This window comes from Thermodesulfovibrio sp. 1176 (assembly GCF_029946585.1).
In the GTDB taxonomy this organism is placed as follows: Bacteria; Nitrospirota; Thermodesulfovibrionia; order Thermodesulfovibrionales; family Thermodesulfovibrionaceae; genus Thermodesulfovibrio.
Genome location: NZ_JARZRZ010000002.1, coordinates 52,553 through 76,681 on the forward strand (window position 1 = coordinate 52,553; position 24,129 = coordinate 76,681).

Annotated in this window: 26 protein-coding genes; 15 read left to right on the forward strand and 11 right to left on the reverse strand. The window is 32.4% G+C overall.

Going from position 1 to position 24,129, the window contains the following annotated elements; genetic code table 11:
- The first annotated feature begins 5 nt into the window (after positions 1-5).
- The 4 genes from QI155_RS04045 to QI155_RS04060 are packed head-to-tail and all read left to right on the forward strand — an operon-like array spanning position 6 to position 4,741.
- A complete protein-coding gene (locus tag QI155_RS04045) occupies positions 6-170 on the forward strand; it encodes a zinc ribbon domain-containing protein (protein WP_083200094.1) in 165 nt (54 codons plus the stop codon).
- Between the two features lie 13 nt (positions 171-183).
- Positions 184-1,149 carry a class II fructose-bisphosphatase gene (glpX, locus tag QI155_RS04050; protein ID WP_068860508.1) on the forward strand — a complete coding sequence of 322 codons (966 nt, stop codon included), beginning with the start codon at positions 184-186 and terminating at the stop codon, positions 1,147-1,149.
- 29 nt (positions 1,150-1,178) lie between these two features.
- Positions 1,179-2,198: an ABC transporter substrate binding protein gene (locus tag QI155_RS04055; protein ID WP_068860506.1), complete on the forward strand. Its 1,020-nt coding sequence runs from the start codon at positions 1,179-1,181 to the stop codon at positions 2,196-2,198.
- Positions 2,195-4,741 carry an ATP-binding protein gene (locus QI155_RS04060; RefSeq protein ID WP_281321169.1) on the forward strand — a complete coding sequence of 849 codons (2,547 nt, stop codon included), beginning with the start codon at positions 2,195-2,197 and terminating at the stop codon, positions 4,739-4,741. The genes QI155_RS04055 and QI155_RS04060 overlap by 4 nt, the downstream gene beginning before the upstream one ends.
- On the opposite strand, the gene QI155_RS04065 is transcribed toward QI155_RS04060, so the two are convergent.
- Complete coding sequence (locus tag QI155_RS04065; protein WP_281321170.1) at positions 4,733-5,110, reverse strand: response regulator; 378 nt, start codon at positions 5,108-5,110, stop codon at positions 4,733-4,735. The two genes, QI155_RS04060 and QI155_RS04065, sit on opposite strands and share 9 nt — an antisense overlap.
- A gap of 351 nt (positions 5,111-5,461) precedes the next feature.
- Between QI155_RS04065 and hemL the strand changes: the two genes are divergently transcribed.
- The 6 genes from hemL to QI155_RS04095 all read left to right on the forward strand — a co-directional run bounded on the left by hemL (position 5,462) and on the right by QI155_RS04095 (position 9,572).
- Positions 5,462-6,745 (forward strand): glutamate-1-semialdehyde 2,1-aminomutase, encoded by a 1,284-nt coding sequence (gene hemL / locus QI155_RS04070; RefSeq protein WP_068860955.1) that lies wholly within the window; start codon positions 5,462-5,464, stop codon positions 6,743-6,745.
- Positions 6,742-7,257, forward strand: coding sequence for a molecular chaperone TorD family protein (locus tag QI155_RS04075; protein WP_068860957.1), 516 nt, complete (start codon positions 6,742-6,744; stop codon positions 7,255-7,257). Before hemL ends, QI155_RS04075 begins: the two co-directional genes overlap by 4 nt.
- 1 nt (position 7,258) lies before the next feature.
- Positions 7,259-7,513: an AtpZ/AtpI family protein gene (locus QI155_RS04080; protein ID WP_068860959.1), complete on the forward strand. Its 255-nt coding sequence runs from the start codon at positions 7,259-7,261 to the stop codon at positions 7,511-7,513.
- Complete coding sequence (locus QI155_RS04085; RefSeq protein WP_068860961.1) at positions 7,482-7,856, forward strand: hypothetical protein; 375 nt, start codon at positions 7,482-7,484, stop codon at positions 7,854-7,856. The genes QI155_RS04080 and QI155_RS04085 overlap by 32 nt, the downstream gene beginning before the upstream one ends.
- A gap of 248 nt (positions 7,857-8,104) precedes the next feature.
- Positions 8,105-8,272 (forward strand): hypothetical protein, encoded by a 168-nt coding sequence (locus QI155_RS04090; protein WP_143600763.1) that lies wholly within the window; start codon positions 8,105-8,107, stop codon positions 8,270-8,272.
- Positions 8,250-9,572, forward strand: a complete 1,323-nt coding sequence (locus tag QI155_RS04095; protein ID WP_068860963.1) for a glucose-6-phosphate isomerase — start codon at positions 8,250-8,252, stop codon at positions 9,570-9,572. The genes QI155_RS04090 and QI155_RS04095 overlap by 23 nt, the downstream gene beginning before the upstream one ends.
- Here the strand turns inward: QI155_RS04095 and QI155_RS04100 are convergent.
- On the reverse strand, positions 9,569-10,069 hold the full coding sequence (locus QI155_RS04100; protein ID WP_173894053.1) for a thermonuclease family protein: 501 nt from the start codon (positions 10,067-10,069) through the stop codon (positions 9,569-9,571). The genes QI155_RS04095 and QI155_RS04100 overlap by 4 nt on opposite strands.
- 65 nt (positions 10,070-10,134) lie before the next feature.
- On the opposite strand from QI155_RS04100, the gene QI155_RS04105 reads away from it, so the two are divergent.
- The 4 genes from QI155_RS04105 to QI155_RS04120 are packed head-to-tail and all read left to right on the forward strand — an operon-like array spanning position 10,135 to position 13,574.
- Positions 10,135-10,656 (forward strand): shikimate kinase, encoded by a 522-nt coding sequence (locus QI155_RS04105; protein ID WP_068860967.1) that lies wholly within the window; start codon positions 10,135-10,137, stop codon positions 10,654-10,656.
- Positions 10,643-11,722, forward strand: a complete 1,080-nt coding sequence (gene aroB, locus QI155_RS04110; RefSeq protein ID WP_068860969.1) for a 3-dehydroquinate synthase — start codon at positions 10,643-10,645, stop codon at positions 11,720-11,722. Before QI155_RS04105 ends, aroB begins: the two co-directional genes overlap by 14 nt.
- Positions 11,715-12,401: a response regulator transcription factor gene (locus QI155_RS04115; protein ID WP_068860971.1), complete on the forward strand. Its 687-nt coding sequence runs from the start codon at positions 11,715-11,717 to the stop codon at positions 12,399-12,401. The genes aroB and QI155_RS04115 overlap by 8 nt, the downstream gene beginning before the upstream one ends.
- 6 nt (positions 12,402-12,407) lie before the next feature.
- Positions 12,408-13,574, forward strand: a complete 1,167-nt coding sequence (locus QI155_RS04120; protein WP_281321171.1) for an ATP-binding protein — start codon at positions 12,408-12,410, stop codon at positions 13,572-13,574.
- Here the strand turns inward: QI155_RS04120 and QI155_RS04125 are convergent.
- The 9 genes from QI155_RS04125 to QI155_RS04165 form a co-directional block, all read right to left on the reverse strand.
- Positions 13,564-14,376, reverse strand: coding sequence for a metal ABC transporter permease (locus QI155_RS04125; protein ID WP_068860975.1), 813 nt, complete (start codon positions 14,374-14,376; stop codon positions 13,564-13,566). The genes QI155_RS04120 and QI155_RS04125 overlap by 11 nt on opposite strands.
- On the reverse strand, positions 14,369-15,130 hold the full coding sequence (locus tag QI155_RS04130; RefSeq protein ID WP_173894054.1) for an ABC transporter ATP-binding protein: 762 nt from the start codon (positions 15,128-15,130) through the stop codon (positions 14,369-14,371). Before QI155_RS04130 ends, QI155_RS04125 begins: the two co-directional genes overlap by 8 nt.
- A gap of 1 nt (position 15,131) precedes the next feature.
- The gene (locus QI155_RS04135) at positions 15,132-16,037 is read right to left on the reverse strand and encodes a zinc ABC transporter substrate-binding protein (protein ID WP_281321172.1); all 906 of its coding nucleotides are present in this window, start codon (positions 16,035-16,037) and stop codon (positions 15,132-15,134) included.
- 9 nt (positions 16,038-16,046) lie between these two features.
- Positions 16,047-17,147, reverse strand: coding sequence for a molecular chaperone DnaJ (gene dnaJ / locus QI155_RS04140; RefSeq protein WP_281321173.1), 1,101 nt, complete (start codon positions 17,145-17,147; stop codon positions 16,047-16,049).
- Positions 17,144-19,042, reverse strand: coding sequence for a molecular chaperone DnaK (gene dnaK / locus QI155_RS04145; protein ID WP_068860979.1), 1,899 nt, complete (start codon positions 19,040-19,042; stop codon positions 17,144-17,146). Before dnaK ends, dnaJ begins: the two co-directional genes overlap by 4 nt.
- 3 nt (positions 19,043-19,045) lie before the next feature.
- Positions 19,046-19,630: a nucleotide exchange factor GrpE gene (gene grpE, locus QI155_RS04150; protein WP_068860981.1), complete on the reverse strand. Its 585-nt coding sequence runs from the start codon at positions 19,628-19,630 to the stop codon at positions 19,046-19,048.
- A 14-nt stretch (positions 19,631-19,644) separates the two neighbouring features.
- Entirely contained in the window at positions 19,645-20,691 is a 1,047-nt protein-coding gene (hrcA, locus tag QI155_RS04155) for a heat-inducible transcriptional repressor HrcA (RefSeq protein WP_143600766.1), read from the reverse strand.
- A 284-nt stretch (positions 20,692-20,975) separates the two neighbouring features.
- Positions 20,976-21,818: a polyamine aminopropyltransferase gene (gene speE / locus QI155_RS04160; protein WP_173894055.1), complete on the reverse strand. Its 843-nt coding sequence runs from the start codon at positions 21,816-21,818 to the stop codon at positions 20,976-20,978.
- Between the two features lie 4 nt (positions 21,819-21,822).
- Complete coding sequence (locus QI155_RS04165; protein WP_068860988.1) at positions 21,823-22,941, reverse strand: type III PLP-dependent enzyme; 1,119 nt, start codon at positions 22,939-22,941, stop codon at positions 21,823-21,825.
- A gap of 50 nt (positions 22,942-22,991) precedes the next feature.
- Between QI155_RS04165 and pheA the strand changes: the two genes are divergently transcribed.
- Positions 22,992-24,074: a prephenate dehydratase gene (pheA, locus tag QI155_RS04170; protein WP_068860990.1), complete on the forward strand. Its 1,083-nt coding sequence runs from the start codon at positions 22,992-22,994 to the stop codon at positions 24,072-24,074.
- Positions 24,075-24,129: the final 55 nt, after the last annotated feature.

A 24,129-nucleotide genomic window follows, 5' to 3' on the forward strand; every position in this document is an offset into this window, starting at 1 on the left:
AGCTTATGCCTTTGTATGAGTTTCAGTGTCAAAATTGCAATGAAACTTTTACAAAGAAAATGAGCGTAAGCGAAATGGAAAAAACAAAGGTAAGATGTCCAAAATGTAACTCTGAGAATGTAAGGAAAAAAATATCCAACTTTTTCTCAATAACTTCAAAAAAATCTTAGGAGGAATTTAAAAATGGATAATTCATTAACACCTGAAATTTTAAGAGTTTGTGAACTTGCAGCAATTGCCTCAGCAAGGCTTATGGGGAAGGGTAATAGAAAGGAGGCTGATCAGGCTGCTGTCACAGCTATGAGGAAAGCCTTAAATGACTTACCGATTAAAGGAAGAATTGTGATAGGTGAAGGAGAAAGAGATGAAGCTCCAATGCTTTATATTGGAGAAGAAGTAGGAACCGGTACAGGTCCTGAAGTTGATATAGCTGTTGATCCACTTGAAGGAACAAATCTTTGCGCAACAGGATTGCCAAATGCTTTAACTGTTATGGCTGTAACAGACAGAAATGGACTTCTTTACTGCCCTGACACCTATATGGAAAAGCTTGTTGTTAGACCACAGGCAAAGGGAATGGTTGATATAAGAAAACCCGTGAAGGAAAATCTTGAAGCCCTTGCCAAGGCATTAGGAAGAGATATAGATGACCTTGTAGTTGTAGTTTTAGATAGGCCTCGTCATGAAAATCTAATTAAAGAAATCCGTGCAGCAGGAGCAAGAATTAAATTAATATCAGATGGTGACATAACTCCAGCAATTGCAGCAACCGTTGAGGGAACAGGTATTCATGCATTGATGGGTATTGGAGGTGCACCAGAGGGAGTTCTTTCAGCAGCAGCAGTTAAAAGTCTTGGTGGTGAAATGCAAGCAAGAATGAGATGGCGTAAAGAAGAAGAAAAAGAGAGAGCAATAAAATATGGAATGGATATCAGTGAAGATAAAGTTTATACCCTTGATGACCTTGTCCCCTCTGACAACATTGTTTTTGTTGCAACAGGAGTAACAAAGGGAGATTTACTAAATGGAGTAAGATTTTTCGGAGGTGGTGCAAGAACTCATTCACTTGTCATTGATTCAAAGCAAAGGCTTATAAGGTTTGTGGATACAATTCATATATTTGATAGACTTGTTAAAATAACGCTTTAGTTTTAAAATTTTTTAAAAAGAAGGAAAAATTGATTTTATTAAGAAAGAAAATTTTATTATTTTTGATAACTTTTATTATACCCTTTCTCTTTGCATGCTCAGACAAGAAAACTGTTTTAATCCTTTCAAGCTATGATGATAAAGATGTATGCGGAGAGCCTCAGGTTCAAGGTGCTGTTGACTATTTAAAAAAAGAAATAGAGAATTTAAAAATTGATATAACCTATCTTGATGCACGGAGAATTAACAAGGAAGAATTAGAAAAAAGATGTAACGAATTTAGAAAAAAAGTTGAATCAAAAAAAGTCTCCTTAATTATTACAGCCGATGATGCAGCCTTTCAATGTGTTGCAAAGCATTTCATGAGGACAAAAATTCCAGTTGTCTTCTCAGGAATAAATATTACACCAGAGCATTATAATGAAAAATTTCATTTTCTTGAAGGAAGAAAGCCTGTTAAAAACTTTACGGGTGTTTATGAAAAACTCTTTATACCCAAACAGATTGAGCTTCTGGAAGTCTTAATCGGCAATGTTGACAAAATTGCTGTTCTTTATTCAACTGACTTTATAGGAGAAGCTCTTAAAGAACAGGTTATTTATGAACTTAAAGCTTCAAATTTTAAAAATAAACTTGTTTTTTATCCTGTAAGCAATCTTTCAGAGCTAATAAAATCTGCCCAAGAAATAAATAAAAGGAAAGATATAACAGCCTATTTCCCTTTTGTAATGTCAATAAAGGATGGAACGACTTTAACATTAAAAGATGTTGCTCCAATTATAACAGAGAAAATTAAAAAAATTGATTTGGCAATTAATAAACAGTTTGTGGAACTTGGTTTCTTTGGTGGTGTATCCGTAGACTTTTATCAAATGGGATACAATGCAGGTGCAATAGCTTCTTATATTATAAGGACAGGTGTTATTGCAGATATAGAAGTAGAAGATGCAGAAAAGTATGTTAAAATTATTAATCTAAAAAGGGCAAAGCAGATAAAGTTTAATATATCTGATAAACAACTTTCTTTGTTTGATGAAATTATGAAATGAATATACAATATATTGATGATTTATCAAATTTTTTAAGAGTCTCTTTTCTTTTATTTCATTCATTAGTGTTTTACTATATATTTTTTTGGCGTACAAGGATAGAACCTCATACTGATAGAAATGCTGTCAAATACTTCTTTATTGTTACTTTTCTTCATTTTACTTTAAATTTCATTATTCTTTTTAAAACTTACATTGGAGAAAATTATCTTTATTTAATTTATGTTAATACTGTCTTGCTTGGAGCAATTATTTTTTATGGATATAAAAGTATTTTGAATTATAAACTATACTATCTTTTACTCATACCTGTATTTTCTGTTCTATTGCTATTCAGAAAAGATGTTCTTCTTATATTTTTAGCACTTTTTTTAGTAGGTATATCTTATTTTCATATTTGGTATAAAGAAAAGGTTTCATTAGTTAAACCCTCAAAAATTCTTCCGTCACTTATAAGAAGAGGAGTAAACTTATCGTTCGTTTTTTTCGGTTTATATGTTATTTTTCTATCGTTTTACTTAGTCACTGAATCATTAATTTTTAACATTTCTGCAACTATTTTGGTTTTAATAAGTCTCTCAAGTAGAGTAAAATCTGCTTATGAAGAAAAATTTCAAGGATATCTTTTTTATATTTCTGTGTTCATAGTTTCATTTTTAGTTTTATTTTACTTTTCAAACAAATACATTAACGATATAAAAGATATGGATATCTATCATAAAAAATTAAATCTTGAAAGAATTTCCCTTGCAATTAAAAATAAAATAGACTTTTATAGTAAATTTATCAAAATAATCTCTTCGTCAGAGGATTTGAAAAATAATATTAAAAAAGACAAAGAAGAATTAGATAAATATCTCTCCTCTCTCAATCAATCACTTGATACAGCTTTAATATTTTTTGTTGATAAGACTGGAAAAGTAATAGCCTGCTCTGCTGAATATAGAAAAATCATGATTAACAGGGATGTAAGTTTTAGAAAGTATTTTAAAGAAGCTATTAAAGGAAATTTATCAGTTTTTATAGCAAGAGGTGTTTATACAGGAAGGGATGATATAAGAATTGCTTATCCTGTTTATGATAAAGAAGGTGTTATCGGAATCCTTGTTTTTCAGTTTTACATAAGTGAGGATATCAAAAAACATATAAAAATGGAAAATGCCATTGTAATGCACTCTTCAGGAGGCATTTTAATTGGTAAAGATGAACTAAGAAACAGATTGATTTTTAATCCGCCAGAAGAAGAACTTAAAAAAGTTTATGAAGAAAAAATATTTGGAAATGACACACTTTTACCTTCAGGTTTTAAACAGATTGATAATGATGTTTTTGAAGATTATAATGGCAAAAAATGGCAGATTATAAAACATGAATTTATAAAAGATTGGTCTCTTGCAGGTTTATTAAATCTTTCTAAATATGATGGATACAAAGCCATTTCTTTTATTTTTTTATTAATCCTTACCCTTATCTCCAATTCCTTTGCAATAAAAAATTTTGAGAGATTGAGAACTGTATTCCTTAACCTTGCTGAAGAGGCTGAAGAAAAAAGAATTGCCTTTGATTCAATAGACAGTGGAATAATCTATACAGATGCGAAGGGCAAAATAAAATACATGAATAAAGAAGCAATGAAAATTCTTCAAGTATCTGAAGAATCACTTGGAAGAGATTTAAAAGAAATATTAAGTCTTAAAGAACATGATAATCCAGAATACAAAATATTAAAAATAGGAGAAGAACAAATTCCTGTAATTTATACAGAAAATCCAATATTAATAAAAGATTTTAAATTTGGCGCAATTATAACAATTAAAGATGCTACAGAAATAATTAAAAAGGAAGAGATTGAAAAGAGAATTGAAAGAGTAGAGGTTATTTCAAAAATTTCAGCTGGAATAGTCCACGATTTAAACAATTATTTGATGGTATTAATGGGGAATCTTTCTTTGCTTAATGAAATTGAAAAAGATGAAAAACATCGTAAATTAATTCAAAATATTCTTGAGGCAACAAAATTAATGAGAAATACAATTGAAGAGTTAAGAGATCTAAGCCCTGATTTTGTATCCAAAAAAGAACCTGTAAATCTTGTTGAGATAGCAAAAAAATCCCTTGAATTTCTTCTTAATGGAACAAAGATAGTTTATGAATTAGATGTCGAGAAGCCTCTTTCAAATATTTACGCAGACAGAGGTCAGGTATATAGAATTTTTCAAAATATCATAGTTAATGCTAAACAGGCAATGGGACAGGAAGGAAAAATTATTGTAACAATGAAAAATATTTTTAATAATGGTGAAATTCCAGGCTTATCTAAAGGAAAATTTATTTTCGTTAGCATTTCAGATACAGGAGGAGGAATACCTGACGAATACATAGATAAAATATTTGACCCCTTCTTTACAATGAAAAAGGAAGGTAAGGGATTAGGATTAAGCATTGTAAGAAGCATAATTGAAAAGATGGATGGTAAAATTGAAGTTGAAAGTAAAATTGGTATAGGAACAACCTTTAAGATATATTTATCCGCTTTAGAGTAAAGATAATTTTTTAAGTATTTCCCTTAATTCTTCTATTGTATAGGGCTTATTTAAAATTCCTTTAAACCCCAATTTTTCGTACTCCTTTATTGTAGTATCATCAGAATAGCCACTTGAAATTATTGCTTTTATGTTAGGGTCAATTTCTTTAAGTTTTTCAAAAACTTTACTGCCAGGGATTTCAGGTAATACTAAGTCGACAAAAACAACATCAAAGGGATTATTTAACTCAATGGCAGATTTAAATTGTTCTTTAGCCTTATATCCATCTTCAGCAACAACTACATCAAAACCTAAAAATTCAAGCATTGCTTTTAAAGTTTCACCGACAAGTCCATTGTCTTCTATAACAAGTGCTTTTTTAGACATATGAAATTATAACATAAACTAATTTAATTCATATCCCATAATTTGCCTATAAGAAAAATTTAAATTTTTGTGGATAAACTCATTCTGAGGGACACAACGCAGGATCTCCAAAAAGTCTTGAAACTTTTTGACAAAATTAAATATCATCCTTTAGCCCCTTTGAAACCCAAAAAGGTATTTTCCTCTTTAGGAGTTTGAGGGGCAAGCCCCTCAAAGTTTAGAACTGTCAAAAAGTCTCTTATGAGCGAAAGACAGCCTTTTCTCTATCGGCAATTTCAGGTTTAAGTAAAATATTGAGATTTTCTTTCTTTTTCTGTTATTTTTATTGAAATAAAAGTATTGGAGGTAGGGATGAAAACAAAAAAATCCCAGAAACTTTATAAAAAAGCATTGACACTTATGCCTGGAGGAGTAAACAGCCCTGTCAGAGCCTTTAAAGCTGTTGGGGGCGAACCTTTATTCATATCAAAAGCAAAGGGTTCAAAAATTTACGATGTCGATGGAAATGAATATATTGATTATGTTCTTTCATGGGGTCCGATTATTTTGGGACATGCTTATCCAAAAATTGTAAAAGCTCTGAGGAAAGCTATTGAAAAAGGAACAAGCTATGGAGCTCCAACACCTCTTGAAATAGAGCTTGCAGAATTAATAAAAAAGGCATTCCCATCAATTGAAAAAGTAAGAATGGTTAACTCAGGTACAGAAGCAACTATGTCTGCTATAAGAGTTGCAAGAGGTTTTACAAAAAGAAACAAAGTAATAAAATTTGAAGGATGTTATCATGGTCATGTTGACGGACTCTTAGTTTCAGCAGGTTCAGGAGGTGTAACCTTTGGAATTCCAGATAGTCTTGGTGTTCCAGTTTCTTATACACAGGAAACCATTGTACTTCCCTTTAATGATACAGAAGCATTAAAGACAACTTTAAAAGAGCACTGGAAAGAAATTGCCTGTGTAATTATTGAACCTGTTGTTGGAAATATGGGATGTATTTTACCAAAGGAAGAATTTTTAAGGGTATTAAGAGAAGAAACTGAAAAATATGGAATTATTCTAATTTTTGATGAAGTTATGACAGGATTTAGGGTTTCCTTTGGTGGCGCACAAGCTTATTATGGGATAAAACCAGATTTAACATGCCTTGGTAAGGTTATAGGAGGAGGACTTCCTGTTGGTGCCTACGGAGGCAGGAAGGAAATAATGAGTTTTGTTGCACCTGAAGGAGGAGTTTATCAGGCAGGAACTCTTTCAGGAAATCCTCTTGCAATGACAGCAGGAATCGAGACATTAAAAGTTCTTTCAAAGCCTTCTACATATAAAAAACTTGAAAAAACTATGCAAAACCTTGAGGAGGGATTAAAAGAAGTAACTAAAAAGACAGATATAAAGGTGAAATTTTATAGAGCTGGCACAATGTTTTGCACTTACTTTACAGAAACTGAAGTTGTTGATGCTAAAACAGCAAAAACCTCTGATACTGAAAAGTTTAAAAAATTTTTCAGGGGAATGCTTGAAAGAGGAATCTATATTGCACCATCTCAGTTTGAAGCAGGATTTATTTCCCTTTCTCATACAGACAAAGACATCGAAAAAACAATCAAATCTGCCTATGAGGTTTTTAAAGGGCTATGATTTTTCCCAACTCTGAAGATTTAGAAAGAGCTGAAACTTATAGACTTTTTGCCTATCTTTTTATGGAGATTCCGCAAATTGAGTATATTGAGGAATTTGAAAATTTCGCAGGAATTAGCATTAATGATAATTACGAAGAAATTTGTGATGATTTCATAACTCTGTTTATTGATGGAGAAGTTCCAAATTATGAAGGATATTATCTGGCAGAAGTTTATAAAAATATTCCTATAAATTTTGAACTAAGAGATGTTCAACATTTTTACTGGACAGCTGGTGTAGCAATAGATGAAGAATTAGACCTTCCACCTGATCATATTTCAATGGAATTGCTCTTCATGAGCTATTTAATTGAACAAAAATTAAGGGATTTGCAAATCGATTTTTTAAGAAGACTTTGTGAATGGATTCCCTTATTCTGTGATACTTTGTATGAAAAAGCAAAAACTGATTTTTATAAAGAAGTTGCAACTTCTTTAAAAGAGTTTGTATTATCAGAGTGTGAGGGTTAATGTGAGTGAAGAGGCTCCTAAAAAATCTATTTTCAAAGTAATTCTTGAGGCATCAGCCTTAGGAATAAATTTTGTACTTTGCGTAATAATCGGTGCTATACTTGGTTATTTAATTGATAATTTTATCAATACTTTTCCAATATTTTCTCTTATTTTTTTGACAGCAGGATTTGTTGCAGGCGTAAGAGAGATTCATAAATTTGTAAGGAAGGTGAACAGGGAAGATGGACAAAGAAATAATCAAGAAAATAAATAGGCAAACATTAATTTTAGTGCCAGCATTGGCATTAGCAAGTTATCTTTTATGGCAAAATGAAATTGTTGCTTTTAATGTAATCCTCGGAGGTTTCATAAGTTGGTTAAGTTTAAGGGAGCTTGCATGGGCTGTAAAGAAGTTTTTTGGGAAACCCATGTTTCAGCTTACAGTAATAGGACTTAGTTATTTAAAGTTAGGTGCAATTTTTCTTTTTCTATGGTTTATTGCAATCAAAGGATTGTTCAACATTAAGGGAATATTGATTGGATTTATTGCAATATTAATTGTGTCAGCAAAGGAAGCTTACATTTACATAAAAAAACAAAAAGAAGAAAATGCTTAAATATTTAAAATGCTATGGAATTAACCTTTAATCCAAAACTACTGATTGAGAAAAGACTGTATTTGACTTATGCTGTCATTCCAAGCCGAAGGCTAAGAATACCACTTTGCCATTCTGAGCGAAGCGAAGAATCCCCTCCTTTACCTTACACAGCGAATAAAGAAAGATTCTTTGGGATATTGAGTCCCTCAGAATGAAAGCAAAGTGGAAAATAATTTTAAAAAAATAATAAAAGGAGAAAACAGAAATTGAGCTGGCAGTTTTATCTTCTTTTAGCCCTTGCTCTTCTTTTTATAATGGCTTTTAAACTTACTAAGGTTTTAGCAATGATTGTTATTTTATCAGTTGTAATAGTTTTTGTAGTTGCCTATTTTTCAAAAAAGGGAGGTAAAAGTGGTAAAATTAGATTTTTCTAATGTTTTAGCGGAAGAGATAGGACAAAAAGGTCTTTCTCTTTCAGAAATTGAAATCCATGCTAAAAAGGCAATATCTCTGATTTCAGAAAAGCCTTACAAGGAGCTTGATTTTATAAATTTACCCTATCAGGAACTTTCTCAAATTAAAGAACTCGGTAAAAGGGCTAAAGATTATGAATATTTTGTTCTTCTTGGTATTGGTGGAAGTGCTTTAGGACCAAGGGTTATTCTTGAATCTTTAAGTCCAATGCATAATCTCAAGAAAAAACCTAAGGTTTTCATTTATGACAATGTTGACCCTTTAACTTTTAAAAACATTATTGAAGTTGTTGATTTAAAAAGAACTCTTATAAATGTAATTTCAAAATCTGGCTCAACTTCAGAAACTTTGGCTTCCTTTCTGATTTTCTGGAGGATGATAAGAGACAGAAAACTTAATCTAAAATATCATTTTGTATTTACCACAGACCCAGAAAAAGGTAATTTAAGAAGGCTTGCTCAGGAGTATGAAATTCCATCTTTATCAATTCCCAAAAATGTTGTTGGTAGATACTCAGTTTTATCTCCTGTAGGACTTTTTCTTGCCGAAACTTTAGGAATAAAAAGTGAAGAATTACTTGAGGGTGCAAGGGAGGTTTCAGAGAAAACCTTTAATGAAAATCTAAATGAAAATCCAATGGCATGTCTTGCTTCATGCCTTTATTTGATGGATACAACTAAAGGGAGAAAAATCGTAGTTTTTCTTCCCTATTCTGATAGATTAAAAATTCTTTCTGAATGGTTTTGTCAGCTTTGGGCAGAAAGTATTGGGAAAGAAGGAAAGGGTACAACCCCTTATCCATCCTTAGGAACCACTGATCAGCATTCACAACTTCAGATGTGGATGGAAGGACCAGAAGATAAAGTGATACTATTTGTTTCTGTTGAAAGACATAATTGTCAGGAAGAAATTCCAGAGGAGTTTCACGATATAGAAGGATTAAGATTTCTTGGTGGACATACTCTTGAGGAACTTATAAATACAGAACAGCTTGCTACAGAAATGGCTTTATGGATGAATAAAAAGCCTAATGCGAAAATAATCCTTCCTAAGATTAATCCTTACAGTATTGGTCAAATTTTTCAATTCCTTCAGGTTGTAACTGCTATGACAGGGTTGCTTTACGGAATTAATCCCTTTAATCAACCAGGAGTTGAGCTTGGCAAAAGGCTTACCTATGGAGCAATGGGCAAAAGAGGCTTTGAAACAGAAGGAGAAGATGTTAAAAATTATTTGAAAAAACAGAGATTTATTATTTAATGTCTTGGATTCTGTTTTCTCCATTCAGAGGGGGTCTCAATAAGTCCGTTTTCTCTCCATATCCCTTTCCTTTCCTGTCTTGCTAATCTTTGAGCTTCAACAAACAATTCAGCATATTTTACATTTGGTGGCACAGTGTAAACCATTGCATATCCATCTCTAATCATTGTGTAATTAAGCATCCTTCCCTGCCTATCCCATAAATAAGCAAGAATCCTTCCATATCTATCTTTCTTCTGAGCATCAAATTCAATCTTAACCTGCCAGTCACTTTCTTTAATTAGTTTTCTTAAATGATTTTTAGCTCTCCTTCCCCACGGTTCCTGAGCAAGTTCTGGAGCATCTATACCAATAAGGCGAACTCTTTCAGTTTTAATAAAAATTCCTAAAAAGCTATCTGTTACTATACTTACTGTATCACCATCATGAATTTCTGTAACTTTATAATAATCAGCTTCTTTTTTTGCACAGGCAGAAGCAAAAAGAAAAAATATCAAAAATAGGAAAATGCCTAAGCTTATGGATTTTTTAGTATAATAATACTGCATAGATTAATTTTAACATGAAAAACATCGTTCTCATAGGATTTATGGGCACAGGAAAAAGCTCTGTAGGGAAAATTTTAGCAAAAAAGCTTGGATTAAAATTTGTTGATGTCGATGAAATTATTGAAAAAACAACAGGGATGAAAATTTCTGAAATTTTTGCAAAATTTGGAGAACCCCGTTTTAGAGATATTGAAACAGAAGTCATAAAGTTAATAACTCAAAATAACGGACAAGTAATTTCTACAGGAGGAGGGGTTATATTAAGGGAAGAAAACTTTAATAGACTTAAAAACAAAGGAGTTATTTTTTGGCTTAAAGCATCAGAAGATGTTATATTTGAAAGAGTGAAAAATTGTAAAAACAGACCACTGCTACAGACAGAAAATCCTAAAGAAAGAATAAAAGAACTTCTTACAAAGAGAACTCCCTTTTATGAAAAAGCTGATTTTTATATTAACACAGAAGAGTTAACTCCTGAGGAAGTAGCTGAAAAAATAATTGAAAAATACAAGAGGTTAAAAAATGGAAAAACTTAGAGTTGAATTAGATGAGCGAAGCTACGAAATTCTTATTGACAGAGGCAATCTCCCTCTTATTGGTGAAAGGTTGCTTAGATTTTCAATAGGGAAGAAAATAGCAGTAATAAGTAATCCAAAGGTTTACGAGCTTTATGGTGAAAAAATAATCTCATCATTAAAAAAAGAAGGGTTTGATCCTTCACTTATTTTAATTCCTGATGGAGAAATTTACAAAGACTACTTTTGGGCTTATCACATTTTAACTCAACTTCTTGAGTTAGGACTTGACAGAAAATCCTGCCTCATTGCTTTAGGTGGAGGAGTAATTGGAGATATCACTGGTTTTGTTGCCTCTATTTATATGAGAGGAATACCTTACATTCAGATACCTACAACTTTGCTTTCTCAAGTTGACAGTTCTGTAGGTGGTAAAACCGCTGTTAATCATCCGCTTGGTAAAAATATGATTGGCAGTTTCTGGCAACCCTCATTAGTATGGATTGATGTTAATACCCTTGATACTTTACCAGAAAGAGAATTTATTTCAGGGATGGCAGAAATTATAAAATACGGAATTATATGGGATAAAGAATTTTTTGAATATCTTGAGTCAAATAGAGAAAAAATCTTAAAAAAAGACAAAGATTTGTTAATTCCTGCCATAAAAAGAGCCTGTGAAATAAAAGCAGAAGTGGTCTCTAAAGATGAAAGAGAAAGCTCTCTTAGAGCAATTCTTAATTATGGACATACAATTGGACATGCCATTGAAACTCTAACAGGTTATACTACTTATCTTCATGGAGAAGCAATATCTATAGGAATGGTTTATGAAGCAAAGTTAAGTAATATGCTTGGTTTTCTTGACAAAGAAAGCCTTGAAAGGATAAAAAATATTTTGAAAAACTTAGGATTACCTACAATTTTACCTATTAATATGGATTCAACAGCAATGGTGAAAACAATTTTGCTTGATAAAAAGAACATAGAGGGAAAGATTAGAATGGTCATTCCAGAATCAATAGGAAAAATGAAAATAAATTTTGAAATTTCAGAGGAGAATTTAAAAAGGATTCTCAATGAATGAAAAAATACTAATTGTTGAAGACGAAAAAGAAATTGCAGATTTAATGGCCTATACCCTAAAAAAAGAAAATTTTGATGTCACCGTAGCCTTAGATGGAGAGACTGCCTTGCAGAAATTAAGAGAAAAATCCTTTGATCTTGTACTTCTTGACCTTATGTTGCCTAAAATTCAGGGACTTGAAATATGCAAGATTATCCGAAATAATCCAAAAATGCAAAAAACAGGAATAATTATTGTAACTGCAAAAGGTGAAGAATATGATAGAATAACAGGTCTTGAAATGGGAGCAGATGACTACATTACAAAACCCTTTAGTCCAAGGGAGCTTCTTGCAAGAATAAAGGCAATATTAAGGAGAATTAAAAGTTCTACTACTGGACAGATTATTCATATCGGAGACATTGTTATTGATAAAGAAACCTATACCGTAACAGTAAGAGATCAACCTATAAAACTTTCTGCTACAGAATTTAAACTACTGCTATATCTATCCGAAAGACCTAATAAAATTTTTAATAGAGATCATTTGCTTGATGCTGTATGGGGACAGGAAATTTACATTGATCCCAGAACAGTTGATGTTCATATAAGAAGGCTAAGACTTAAAATTGAAAAGGACCCTGATAATCCTCAATATATAAAAACTTTAAGAGGCATTGGCTACTATATTGAGGCTTGAGATATTATGAATCTATGTATCTTATTAATTATCTTTCTTATTTTTATTATTCTTGTACTTATTTGGAGAATTAAGGAATCCTATAAAAAAGAGTCCCCTGTTGAGAAAAAGAGTCTTTTAGAAAATATTCCTAAAATTAGTTCTCCTGAAAGTTTTGAAACAATATTAAAATCAATAACAGATTGTCTTCTTATTATTGACCCCAAAGGATACATACTTCTTGCTAATCAGAGTTTTAAAGATATTTTTAAAATAGAAGAACCACCAGAAAGTAAACATTTCATAGAAATAATAAGAAATATAGATCTTATTGAACTATTACGTTCTTCTATGGAAACAAAAAAAGAAGCACAGAGGGAAATTATTATAAAAAGAGCAGGTCAAGATTTCTCTCTTATTGCCAAAGCAATGCCAATTATAGATTCCAATGGAAATATCTCTTTTTTAATCATTTTGCTACATGATATTACGCAACTTAAAAAACTTGAAAATATGAGAAGAGATTTTATTGCTAATGTGTCCCATGAACTTAAAACTCCAATTACTGCTATAAAGGGGTATACTGAAGCACTTCTTAACGGAGCACTTGATGATAGAGAAAATTTGAAAAAATTCATAGATATTATTAAAAATCAAGCAGATAGGTTAAGCGCGCTTGTAGAAGATCTTTTAACTCTCTCAAGGATTGAGTTTGGTGATATAAAAATTGAAAAAGAAAGTGTTGCTCTTGACAGTTTAGTGGATTCAGTTTTTCAGATTTTAAGAGATAAAGCAGACAAAAAAGGACTTTTTTTAGAAAAGGAAATTCCTCCTGAAACTTTCGTTCATGCTGACAAAAACAGATTTATGCAAATCATGATTAATCTTATAGACAATGCAATAAAGTTTACTGAAAAAGGTTTTGTAAAAGTAAAATTTATAAAGGAAAATGGTCAATCTATCATTTCTGTTGAAGACACAGGAATAGGCATTCCCAAAGAACATCTTCATAGAATAGGAGAAAGATTTTATAGGGTTGATAAAGCTCGTTCAAGACAACTTGGAGGAACAGGGCTTGGATTAGCAATAGTTAAGCATCTTGTTTTAGCTCACGGATGGCAGTTAAAGATTGAAAGTGAAGTTGGCGCAGGAACAAAGGTCAATATTCTTATTCCAGAGGAAATCAAAAAATAAATTTTGCTCGAAATATTCTAATTAAATAGGCCATAATGAAAAATCCAATTAAAATTGTAGAAATAGAAGCACCAAGTGGAATCCCCGAATAGAAGGAAAGAAAAATTCCTCCATAGGCTGAAATCATTGAAAATGCAATTGATATAATTAATGTACTTTTAAGGCTTCTGCAAATCTGCATAGCACTTAAGGGAGGAATTATCATAAGAGAGCCAATTAGAAGTGCTCCCATTGTTTTTATTGATATGGATATGGAAAGCGCAACTGTTATTGCAAAGAGAATTTTAAGTTGTTCAGTATTTATTCCAGAAGCATGAGCAATCTCTTCATCAATACATAGATTAATCAAATTTTTATAAAATTTTGCTAAAAAAGAAATACAAAATAATGCTCCTGCTAAAATAAGATAAACATCTCCCTTTGTTACAGTTGAAAGACTTCCAAAAAGTATGTTCATTATTGATCCTGTATTCTCTGAAAAGGTTATAAAAACAACCGAAAGAGCAACTCCTGCGTAAAGGAAAAAAGAAAGAGAACCTTCAGCAGGAAGTCTTCCCTGAGACCTAAGTTTTTCAACAGAAACAGAAACGACAATGCTTAATAGAATAAGCACAGCAAGGGAATTCATCTTGAAAAAAAGGCTCAAAGCAAGGGCTAAAAACCCCACATGGGCAAGGGTATCTGCAAAAAAGGCATATCTTCGCAAAAGTAAAAATACTCCAAATACAGGCGCTAATGGTGCAATCAAAGTTAAAACTATAAAAGCTCTTTTTATTATGTTTAATTCAAAAATATCAAACATGTCTGTGGGGAAAAACTGTATGCTCAGGATATAACATTTTCATATATTCATCCTTCAGAATTTTTTGCGGCTCTCCAAGACAGACAACTCTTTTATTTAAACATAAAATACATCTTGCTTCATGGGCAAAGGTTGCTATATCATGGGTTACTATTAAAATGGAAATATTAAAATCTCTATTTAGTATTTCAAGTATCTCTAACAAATCATCCCTTGAATTAGGGTCTATTCCAGTTGTTGGCTCATCAAGGATTAAAATTTTTGGTCTTGATACAATTGCTTTTGCAAGAAAGGCTTTCTGACGCTGTCCGCCAGAAAGTTCCCGTAATGATTTTTTTCTTAAATTAGAAATATGAAAAACATCTAATGCCCATTCAATATAATCCTTATAATCTTTTTTTATTCTCGGGATTCCGCTTTTTACAAGTTCTTCAACAGTAATAGGAAATTCATAAATTGTCTGGGATATTCTTTGTGGAAGATATCCAATAGGCTCATTTTTTAGATATTCCTCTGGCTTTTGTCCGTAAATGAATATTTCACCTTTTGTTGGTTTTATAATTCCAAGAATTAATCTTAAAAGAGTTGTTTTTCCAGCACCATTTGGGCCGATAATTCCAAGGTAACAGCCCTCTTTAGCGATAAAATTAATATTTTCAAGAATTATATTATCATTAACAGAATAAGAAAGATTTTTAATCTCAATAAGCGTTTTTTTTGTAATATTCAAAATTTTTAATTTTTCAAATTCCACTTTATTTATCACAAATTAAAGCTTTTTTTAATATTTTGAGATTTTCATACATTATTTCAAAATAATCTTTGTCAAAACCACTATGCAAAGTATTAAAGGGAAGAATTTCTACTTTTGTCTCTTCTGAAAGAACTCGAGCTATCTTTTCTCCCTCTGGCTCTGTGATTATATACTTAATAGAATTTTTCTTGATCAATTCTTTTAGTTTTTTAATCTTCTTTAATGAAGGTTCTTCATCGGGTTCATGAACAATGAAATAGGCGTTAAAATCGTATCTTGCACTTAGATAATTTAAAAATTCATGGGTAGTTATGACATCTTTTAAATTACAATTTGAAATATTTTTTCTATATGCTTCATCAAGTTCTTTAAGCTTTAATAAATATTGGGAAAAGTTTTTTTCGTAAATCTCTCTTTTATCTGGAAAGCTTTCTTTTGCTACATCTCTTATGATCTTTAAAATTTCAATGCTTAATTGAGGGTCCAGCCATACATGAGGGTCTATTTCGTTACCTGAAGAATACGTTTTAAAATTTATATGATCCTGAAGCCTTATTACTTTTACTCCCCTTTGAATAAGGTCATTTTTTATTTTGTCAATCCATCGATCAATGTCTGTATTACCCAGATATATTATCATCTTTGCAGTGTAAAGTTTTTGAATGTCTTTTAAAGAAGGTTCAAAGTAATGGGGGTCTACTCCTTGAGGAATTAATCTATTAATATTTGCCTCTGGAATAATCCATTTTGTAAATTGCTCAAGAGGATAAAGACTTGTGTAAATTGTAATGTCAGCTTTTTCTGTTTTTTTTGAACAAGATGTAGAAATTAATAAAGAGAATATAAAAATTAGAAAAAGGATAAAATTCTTCGGCACTTTGTGCCTAAGAATGTCAAAAAAGTTCATTTTTGACCTCTACATTGAAAAAATGTCCTTTAATTTATCTTTAAATCCTTTGGAAGTTTTTTTAATCTCTTCTCCAGATGCCTTTGCAAATTCTTCAAGAAGTTCCCTCTGTCGCTGATTAAGTTTCTTAGGAACGTCTATATAGACAGTTACAATCTGATCCCCCCTTTGAGTGCTTCCTACCCGGGGAAGCCCCTTACCTTTGAGTTTAAAAACTCTTCCTGATGGTGTATGAGCAGGTATATGAATTTTTTCATTCCCATCTAATGTAGGCACTTCTATTTCACCACCAAAAACAGCTTTTACAAAGGATATAGGAACAGAACAATGAATATTGACCCCCTGTCTGGTGAAAAAATCGTGTTCTTTGACATTTATAAAAATATAAAGATCTCCTCTTGGTCCGCCAAATTCTCCAAGTTCTCCTTCTCCAGAAACTTTAAGTTTACTTCCTGTGTCAACTCCCGCAGGTATTTTTATTGTAAGTGAATGCTCTACTCGGATTTTTCCCATTCCGGAACAATCAGGACAGGGATCTTTTATTATTTTTCCTTTTCCAGAACATTTAGAACATGTTTTAGATACAGTGAAAAATCCCTGATTATATCTTATATAACCACTTCCACCACAGGAAGGACATATAATGGGGCTACTACCCTGTTTTATTCCGCTACCGGAGCATTTTTCACACTCTTGCCATCTTGGAAATTTTATATTCTTTTCTACTCCAAAAGCCGCTTCTTCAAGGGTAATTGTTAGATCATATCTTAAATCAGCACCTTTTGTTGCTCTGTTTTTTTTGAATCCGAAGCTATCAAAAAATCCTTCAAAGAGGTCTTCAAAAATATCAGTAAATGTAGTGTATGTTTCAAAGCCAAATCCATTACCTGTTGGTCCTTCTGCTGTTCCGTATCTGTCATAATTTGCTCTTTTTACTGGATCGCTCAAACAGGAGTAGGCTTCATTTATTTCTTTAAATTTTTCTTCTGCTTCTTTGTTACCAGGATTTAAATCCGGATGATACTGCCTTGCAAGTCGCCGGAATGCCCTTTTAATCTCTTCTTGAGAGGCATCCCGGCTTACTCCAAGGATACTATAGTAGTCTTTCATTTAGTATCTTTATCCTCTACTTCAGCTTCTATTACCTCTTCATCCTTTTTGCTTTGCGACTCTGCTCTGGTTCCTGATTGAGAAGCACCTGCCTTTTTATACAACTCTTCTGCTATTCTGTGAGAGGCTCTTGCAAGCTCTTCTGTGGCAGATTTTATCTCATTAATATCATTGCTTGTATCCTTTATTCTACGACATTTTTCAATTGCCTCCTGAATTCTTTTCTTCTCATCCTCGGAGATTCTATCTCCCATGTCTCTTAATGTTTTTTCAACTGTATATATCATATTGTCAGCATCATTTCTTGCCTCAGCAAGTTGTTTTTTCCGTCTGTCTTCCTCTGCATGAGCTTCAGCCTCTCTTATCATCTTTTTAATTTCTTCCTCTGTAAGACCACTTGATGCTGTTATTCTAATTGATTGTTCCTTTCCTGTTGCAAGATCCTTTGCAGAAACATGAAGAATTCCATTAGCATCTATGTCAAAGGTAACTTCTATCTGAGGTACTCCACGGGGAGCTGGAGGAATTCCGACAAGTTCAAATACTCCAAGAAGTTTGTTGTCTGCTGCCATTTCTCTTTCACCTTGATATACTTTAATTGTAACAGCGGTCTGATTATCAGCAGCAGTTGTAAATATCTGAGATTTCTTTGTTGGGATTGTTGTATTACGCTCAATAATTTTTGTAAATACACCACCAAGTGTTTCTATTCCAAGTGAAAGAGGGGTTACATCAAGAAGAAGTACTTCTTTTACTTCACCTTTAAGAATTGCTGCCTGAATAGCTGCTCCTACCGCCACTACTTCATCAGGGTTTACACCTTTGTGAGGTTCTTTCCCGAAAAATTCATGTACAACTTTTTGAACCTTAGGAGTTCTTGTTTGTCCACCAACCAGAATAACTTCATCTATCTGATTAGTTGATAAACCTGCATCTGAAAGAGCCTTTCTACAAGGCTCAAGGCTTTTCTGGATTAAATCATCAACAAGCTGTTCAAGCTTAGCCCTTGACAGTTTCATAAGAAGATGTTTTGGACCAGAGGCATCTGCTGTTATGAATGGCAGATTTATCTCTGTCTCCATTGCTGAACTGAGTTCAATTTTAGCTCTTTCAGCAGCTTCTTTAAGTCTCTGAAGAGCCATCCTGTCTTTTCTAAGGTCTATTCCTTCCTGTTTCTTAAACTCATCTATCAACCAATCCATAATTCTTATATCAAAATCATCACCGCCAAGATAGGTATCACCATTAGTTGCCTTTACCTCAATAACACCTTCTCCAATCTCAAGAATGGATATATCAAAGGTTCCTCCACCAAGGTCATAGACAGCAATTTTTTCTTCTTTCTTTTTATCAAGCCCATAAGCTAAAGCTGCAGCGGTAGGTTCATTTATTATCCTTAAAACATTTAAACCTGCGATTCTTCCAGCATCTTTTGTTGCCTGTCGCTGACTGTCATCAAAATAGGCTGGTACTGTAATTACTGCCTCTGTAACAGGTTCACCAAGATAATCCTCAGCTGCCTGTTTAAGTTTCTGAAGTATCATTGCAGAAATCTCAGGAGGAGAGTATCTCTTTCCCATTATCTCCACATGGGCATCTCCATTAGGTGCTTCTACAATTTTATAAGGAAGTCTTTTTTTAGCCTCCTGAACCTCTGGAGAATTATACTTTCTTCCCATCAATCTTTTTATAGAAAATATTGTATTTTCGGGATTTGTTATTGCCTGTCTTTTTGCAACCTGTCCTACCAATCTTTCACCTTTATCGGTAAAAGCTACAACTGATGGGGTTGTTCTCTGCCCTTCCTGATTAGGAATTACAACAGGTTCTCCACCAACAACTACTGCTACAACAGAGTTTGTTGTACCCAGGTCTATTCCTATAGCTTTGCCCATTTTTTATTCCTCCTTTTTTAGCATAGTTTCGCCCTCTGAAGAGGGTTTTGGTTTTTTTGATACTGCTACAAGAGGTTCTCTTAGAAGCTTATTTTTATAAAAATAACCTTTACGAAGTTCCTCTAATATTATATTTTCTTCTTGTTCGTCTGTTTCAACGGTGCTCACTGCATGATGAATTTCAGGATTAAAAATTTGTCCAACTGTTTCAATAGGCTTTACACCATATTTTTCAAGTATTCGCAAAAATTCCTTAAGAGTGTTTGTAACTCCTGTCTTCATGCTTTCAATCCATTTAGAACTTTCGTCACTACCAGCATGCTTAATAGCAAGCTCAAAATTATCTATAATAGGTAAAAGATCTTTAATGAGTTTTTCATTGGCATAATTGATCAATTCTTCCTTTTCTTTTTGCACCATTTTTTTATAGTTTTCAAACTCTGCATAAAGCCTTAGATATTTTTCTTTCTGTTCGGAAAGTTCCTGTTGAAGAGTTTCAGCAACATCTCTTGGTTTATCTTCTAAGGCAAAGCCTTCATAAGATAATTCTTCAGACTCCTTTGTCTCCTCTTTTTTTATCTCTTCCATTTATGTAACACCTCCTACTCTGAAAGCGTATTTGTTAATGATTTTGCAAAGGCATTAATAAGTGTTATTGCTCTTTGGTAGTTCATTCTCTTTGGTCCCACAATAGCAATAACACCAAGTGATTTATCCTTTTCTTTATAGGGTGAGGCAATTATACTAAAACTTCTAAATTCCTCTACAGGGTTTTCCTGTCCTATTATTACCTTTACCTCATCATCTTCAGATATATTTTCAAAAAGTTTAAGCAGAAGATGTCTGTCCTGAATTGTTTTTGCAATTTCTTTTAGTTTTTCTATATCCGAAAAATCAGGTAAATGCATTATATGATAAAGTCCTGATACATAAACATCCTCTATTGAAAAATACAGTGCTTCCTGACACATTCTTAAAATCTTATTAATCAGTCTGTCCCAAAAAATTTTTTCTTTTTTTATCCTTACAATCAGGTCTTCTCTAATTTCATCAATAGTTTTGCCTTGATAATTTCTATTAACAAACTCAGCAAGGCTGTTAAGTTCCTGCTGAGTTATTTCAGGATAGGTTTTTATGATTTTATGCTTAACAATACCTTTATCATTTACCACCACTGCTATTACTAAGTCATCTTTAAATTTTATGAAATCTACTCTATGAAGTGCAGTTTTTTCTGTTGCAGGCAAAACAGCTAAACCTAAATAATGTGTAGCCTGAGATAGGCTCTGGGTTGCTTCTAAAAAAAGTGAATTCATATTGTTCCTAAGTTTTCTAAGTCTTTTTGTAAGATTTTCTATGAACTTTTTAATTTCAGCTGAATGAGTGAATAATGCCTCCTGAAGTATATAATCTACATAAAATCTATATGCTCTATCTGTTGGCACTCTTCCTGCTGATGTATGCGGTTGAAAGAGAAAACCAGCATCTTCTAAATCAGACATTATATTCCTTATTGTTGCAGAACAAATATCGAATCCGTATTTCTTCATTATATAACGAGAACCAACCGGTTCAGGTTTTTCAATGTAACTTTCTACAACTGCGCAAAGTATTCTTTTTGTTCTCTCATCAATCATGGTATTTTTCACTTTAGCACTCTCCATATTAAAGTGCTAACATTTAAAGTTAGCATGAAAGCTTTAAAAAAGTCAATTTCTACCCATTACCCTAATTTTTATATTATTCTGATAATTTTTTGTCATTCTGATCAATGGTGAAAAATCTTCCTCCTTTTTTATGAGACCCTCCACTTCATTCAGGGTGAAAAAAGAGGATGAATTCCTTTGCTTCACTCAGGACAGTACCTCAGGGCATTGAACCATTCGAAATGACAGCATAAGCAAAAAAACAGCCCTTCTTAAATCGGTAATTTCTACCAATCAAGTTCTTTATTTAAAAGTTTTTTGTAAATATCTCTGGGAAGAAAACAGGCTTTGTGTAAATCCTCAGTATAAAGTTTTGTTGAAACCTTAACAGACTTTCTTATCTCACGGGGATCTAAGGATTTTGAGCCTACTGAAAAGCTCCACCAGTTTCCAGCATAGGTTGCAATAGATGCAGTGTAAAGATCAACAATAGGAAATATAAGTTTCATTGAATTTTGAACCTCATAAACAAGGTTTTTGTGAAAAATAAGTGATTCAGAAAGAGTTACAAACATTCCACTTTCCTTTAAGGCATCTCTGACGGATTTGAAAAATTCAACTGTAAAAAGACTCTTTGCAAAACCTATTATATCAGTGGAATCTACTATTATAACATCAAGAGTATTTTCCATTTCCTTTATAAATTCTGCTCCGTCCATACATCTAATCTCAACTCTTGGATCATCAATTGCTGAAGATACGGTAGGGAAAAATCTTTTTGAGATATTTATAACTTCCTCATCAATTTCTACAAAATAAAGTTTTTGCACACTATCGTGTTTAAGCACTTCTCTTACTGCTCCACCATCTCCGCCTCCAATTACTGCAACAGTTTTTGCCTCTGGATGGGCATGCATAAGAACATGGGTTAGCATCTCATGATATATAAATTCATCTCTTTCAGTCAGCTGAACTACATTATCAAGGACAAGAATTCTTCCAAAATAGGGATTTTCAAAAACCATTATTTCTTGGAATTTACTTTTTCCCTTATAAAGAACCTTTTCAACATCATAAACATATTGTATGGGTGCATAGGGATCCTTTTCAAAAAACTTAATCATGGTAATCCTCCTAAATTAAAAATGTTTTTGGTATTGAAAATCCGTTAAATTCTGATGCATAGGATACTGTATATGCTCCAGCAGAAAGAATAAGAATGAGGCTTCCTACATCTGGCTCAGGAAGCAGAACCTCTTTATCAATAACATCAAAGCTATCACAGCTTGGACCTGCAATTGTCCAATGTTTTTCTTCTCCTCTACTACCAACAATATATTGATACTTAATACCTCCTATACTTTCCATTAATCCATTAAAAACTCCAACATCTATGTAAAGCCAGTTTTCATCTCCTCTTTTAGCTTTCCCTATAATTCTTGAAACAAAAACTCCTGCATCTCCTACAACTGCTCTTCCAGGTTCTATAAAAATGTCAGTGTCAGGAAAATAATTTTGAAGTATTGAGTTAATTTTCATTTCAATTGTCTCTATATCGGGAACTTTTTTAATATATTCAATTGGATATCCGCCACCTATGTTTAACATTCTTATTTCTATACCCTCTTTTAAAGCTAATTCTTTTACTTGCCTTGCTTTATCTATTGCAGTATGCCAATTGTAAATATTACTACATTGAGAACCTACATGAAAGGTTATTCCAATTGGCTCCAGTCCCTTTTCTTTAGCATAAAGGAGTAACTTTACCGCATCTTCGATCTCAACGCCAAATTTTTTACTTAAAGGCCATTCACTACCCTCATTGGGGACAGAAAGTCTTACATAAACTTTTTTCTTTGGTGCGTATTTTGCAAGCTTTTCAACCTCTGCAAAAGAATCAAAGGCATAATAATTTATTCCGTATTCAACTGCCTCCTTTAAAAATTTAAAAGTTTTTATGGGATTGCTTGTTATCATTCTTTCAGGTTCAACATTAAGTTGCTTAAGTATTGCTAATTCTCCCTCTGAAGCTATTTCAAAGCCTACTTTTAACTCATTTAAAAACCTTAAAACTTCAATATCAGGATTAGCCTTGACTGCATAAAAAACCTTAGAATTATTAATACCTTTACCAATTTGTGAGACTTTTTCTTTTAATACCTCCTTATCTATTAAAAGAAAAGGTGTGTCATCGTCATGGGTAGCAATCCAGTTTAAAACTCTATCCATCATTTTTTCCCTTTGTTTTTTCATGACTTAAATTTTATCATAATTTAATATTATTATGATAGAATAAATAAAAAATGACTGATAAAGAACTACAAAAATTAAGAGATGAAATTGATCAAATTGATAGAGAGATACTTACTCTGCTTAATAAAAGAGCCTCTGTTGCTCTAAAAATTGCTGAAATTAAAAAAGCTAAAGAACTTTCCTATTATGATCCAGTAAGAGAGAAAAAATTAATAAATAAACTTCTTGAATTAAACAAAGGACCCTTTTCTAATGAGATAATTAAAACTCTCTTTAGAGAAATTCTTTCAGCAACCCTTGCACTTCAGGAATCACAAAAAATAGCCTATCTTGGACCTGAAGGCACTTTTACCCATCTTGCTGCAATAAAGTATTTTGGAAGTTTTGCAAAGTTTGAACCTCAGGATAGTATTAAATCTATATTTGAATCTGTTGAAAAGGGATTGTCAAAATTTGGTATTGTGCCAATAGAAAACTCAAATGAGGGAACTGTAACCTATACTCTTGATATGTTTACCCAGTATGAAGTAAAAATTTCTGGTGAAATAATAATTCCCATAACTCATCATCTTCTTTCTCTTACAGGAGAAAAAGAGAAAATAAAAAAAATTTACTCCCATCCCCATGCAAAAGCTCAATGCAGAGAATGGTTAAACAAAAACATGCCAAATATACCTCTTTATGATGTTGCATCTACTGCAGAGGCAGCAAGGCAGGCTTCTTTAGATGAGGAAATTGGAGCCATTGCCAGCGAATTTGCAGCCAACATTTACGGGCTTAAGTTTGTTGCAAAACACATTGAAGACTATAAAAACAACTACACAAGATTTTTTATACTAAGCAAAAATTTTCCAAATAAAACAGGCACAGATAAAACATCCATAATGTTTTCCCTTCAGGACAAACCTGGTGCCCTTTACAATGCTTTGAAACCTTTTAAAGATGCAAATATAAACTTAACAAAAATAGAATCTCGTCCGGCAAAGATGCGTAAATGGGAATACATATTTTTTGTTGACTTTATTGGGCACATTGAAGAAGAAGAAGTGCAGAAAACCCTTGAAAAGGTAAAATCTTACTGTATAGAGCTTGTTCATCTAGGCTCATATCCAATTTTTGAAAGTAATGTCTAAATTTTCATGAAAAGCTGACTCTTGCAGCTATATTTGTAATTAAGGAACATATAAT

Excerpts from the sequence above, each read along its gene's own strand:
- QI155_RS04045 (WP_083200094.1), top strand. The coding sequence starts at position 6 with ATGCCTTTGTATGAGTTTCAGTGTCAAAATTGCAATGAAACTTTTACA.
- glpX (WP_068860508.1), top strand. The coding sequence starts at position 184 with ATGGATAATTCATTAACACCTGAAATTTTAAGAGTTTGTGAACTTGCA.
- QI155_RS04060 (WP_281321169.1), top strand. The coding sequence starts at position 2,195 with ATGAATATACAATATATTGATGATTTATCAAATTTTTTAAGAGTCTCT.
- QI155_RS04065 (WP_281321170.1), bottom strand. The coding sequence starts at position 5,110 with ATGTCTAAAAAAGCACTTGTTATAGAAGACAATGGACTTGTCGGTGAA.
- hemL (WP_068860955.1), top strand. The coding sequence starts at position 5,462 with ATGAAAACAAAAAAATCCCAGAAACTTTATAAAAAAGCATTGACACTT.
- QI155_RS04075 (WP_068860957.1), top strand. The coding sequence starts at position 6,742 with ATGATTTTTCCCAACTCTGAAGATTTAGAAAGAGCTGAAACTTATAGA.
- QI155_RS04085 (WP_068860961.1), top strand. The coding sequence starts at position 7,482 with ATGGACAAAGAAATAATCAAGAAAATAAATAGGCAAACATTAATTTTA.
- QI155_RS04105 (WP_068860967.1), top strand. The coding sequence starts at position 10,135 with ATGAAAAACATCGTTCTCATAGGATTTATGGGCACAGGAAAAAGCTCT.
- aroB (WP_068860969.1), top strand. The coding sequence starts at position 10,643 with ATGGAAAAACTTAGAGTTGAATTAGATGAGCGAAGCTACGAAATTCTT.
- QI155_RS04115 (WP_068860971.1), top strand. The coding sequence starts at position 11,715 with ATGAATGAAAAAATACTAATTGTTGAAGACGAAAAAGAAATTGCAGAT.
- QI155_RS04120 (WP_281321171.1), top strand. The coding sequence starts at position 12,408 with ATGAATCTATGTATCTTATTAATTATCTTTCTTATTTTTATTATTCTT.
- QI155_RS04125 (WP_068860975.1), bottom strand. The coding sequence starts at position 14,376 with ATGTTTGATATTTTTGAATTAAACATAATAAAAAGAGCTTTTATAGTT.
- QI155_RS04135 (WP_281321172.1), bottom strand. The coding sequence starts at position 16,037 with ATGAACTTTTTTGACATTCTTAGGCACAAAGTGCCGAAGAATTTTATC.
- dnaJ (WP_281321173.1), bottom strand. The coding sequence starts at position 17,147 with ATGAAAGACTACTATAGTATCCTTGGAGTAAGCCGGGATGCCTCTCAA.
- dnaK (WP_068860979.1), bottom strand. The coding sequence starts at position 19,042 with ATGGGCAAAGCTATAGGAATAGACCTGGGTACAACAAACTCTGTTGTA.
- grpE (WP_068860981.1), bottom strand. The coding sequence starts at position 19,630 with ATGGAAGAGATAAAAAAAGAGGAGACAAAGGAGTCTGAAGAATTATCT.
- QI155_RS04165 (WP_068860988.1), bottom strand. The coding sequence starts at position 22,941 with ATGAAAAAACAAAGGGAAAAAATGATGGATAGAGTTTTAAACTGGATT.
- pheA (WP_068860990.1), top strand. The coding sequence starts at position 22,992 with ATGACTGATAAAGAACTACAAAAATTAAGAGATGAAATTGATCAAATT.